Genomic DNA, 1,788 nt, shown 5'->3' with positions numbered 1-1,788 from the left:
AGGCTTAAAATTTTAAATAAATCATAAAATTGGATTGACAAGGATATCTGATATGGATTATAATTTTCAACACACAACACACAACCTGCCCAACCTATAAATTCACCTTTCTAAAGTTAAGCTCATACCGTTTATTATTTCACTGTAATTTATTATTTCAGCAATTTCCGAAATTTCCTAAATTTCAGCAAAATTTTTCAAAATTTCTTGGTTTAGTCTTTTTATCTCGGCCGATGGTTTTGGTATTAACCGTAGTTGTTTTACAGTCTATCTCTTTTGCTAATTATGCATTAACCACTAAAACAACCAATATTATTTATGGCTCAGCACCTTATTTAACCTTTGATGGAGGTCGAACCCGGGTAACAAATACCGAAGCGCTACTGGGGATATCCCTTTCTGATGGTAGAGCATTTACTCCCACAAACAATAGTTCAATAGACAATCCTATTGAGTTACCTGTTGCTGGTCAGAGTTTTAATGATATTGGTATGTTAGTACCAAGGGATACTGATTCTATTGCATTAAGTTCACTTATTGGCACACCGTATAATTATTGGGGAGATGATGATGGCGATGGTCAGGGGATTGATGGTATCACCGCTACCGGTAGTTTAAATTTATCCATTGTCGATAAAAATAATCAAGCTGTTACCCGTAATGAAGTACTGACTATTTGTAAAGCGCCATATAAATTAACCTTATCTAATGGTGAAGGTAGATTAACAACACGTTATGGAGTACCTAATGAAAGTCGTTTTAATGCAGGTAATGCCACTTATTATATTAATCCTAAGGCATCGCCAGTGATTTGTTATGCAAGACCTGACCTCACTGGGAACGGTCTTTCTGCTGCCGTTTGGCAATCTGGTAAGGGTTTTCTAACACAGTCAGCTACACCATCGTCTTATGGTTTAAACTTCCCGACTACTGGTGCTAATAAGTTGTGGTTTGATTTAAAGATAGGTGGTGTTAGTCAAGCCTTATCTTGGGCTCCGGTTTCTCATGGTGGTATTACGGCGACGATGACCGATTCAACAAAAAACTGGGTTCGAGTCACCCTAACTGGTCCTGTTGCTACAAGATCGCAACAGCAATCAGATAATCCAAGTAGAATCGCCAGACCATCTTTACCGCAGGTGTTTGAGTTAGTCGGTCGTGATAGAAGCGGTAATGCGGTGGTCAAATATGGATTTGAGTTAAAGCAATGGTTTGTTCATCGTGGTACACAAGTTTTTACTATTTATTCTCGTAACTTATCTTGGTGTAATAATATTGGATACCGTCTCCCAAAGGTCAGGGATTTAACTAATGCGGTTTGTCAGGGATGGAGTTCACGTGATCACTGTGAAGGTGCAGTAGGGGCAACGCCTTCGTCACCTGAGAATAGGTTCCGGCGTCATATTGGTGCAGGATTTTTCACAGAATGGGGAAGTATGCACCCTCACACTGGTGACAACTTCTACGACGACTGGTTAGAATACTATTGGACGAATGATAATCCGGAGAGTAATAGCCAATTCCACTATCGTGTTAGCTCGTACAAGGGATCTATTACGGATACTGGGAATCCCACGCCGACTTCTGGTGAGATCAACTTAGCTGGACTCTGTACCTATCCTTAGCTATTATTTCTTAGTTCTTAGCTATTGAAGCTGAGGATAAGAAAAATAACGTTAGGGCGATAAAAACGATTTTGTGGCGCGACATCCGCAATGTGCTGACAACTGAGTGAGGTTAGCATGGCAAACAGGGATGTTTGCCAAGGCGGTGCTTTGTCAGGAACAA

1 protein-coding gene is annotated in these 1,788 nt (G+C 40.2%); it reads left to right on the top strand.

Going from position 1 to position 1,788, the window contains the following annotated elements:
- The first annotated feature begins 233 nt into the window (after positions 1 to 233).
- Positions 234 to 1,625 (top strand): hypothetical protein, encoded by a 1,392-nt coding sequence (locus H3U97_RS11345; RefSeq protein WP_198199008.1) that lies wholly within the window; start codon positions 234 to 236, stop codon positions 1,623 to 1,625.
- The last annotated feature ends 163 nt before the right edge of the window (positions 1,626 to 1,788 follow it).

Origin of the sequence: Gilliamella sp. W8128, assembly GCF_016100545.1 — a bacterium.
Taxonomy (GTDB): Bacteria; Pseudomonadota; Gammaproteobacteria; order Enterobacterales; family Orbaceae; genus Gilliamella; species Gilliamella apis.
This window is presented reverse-complemented; position numbering and strand designations above follow the sequence as displayed.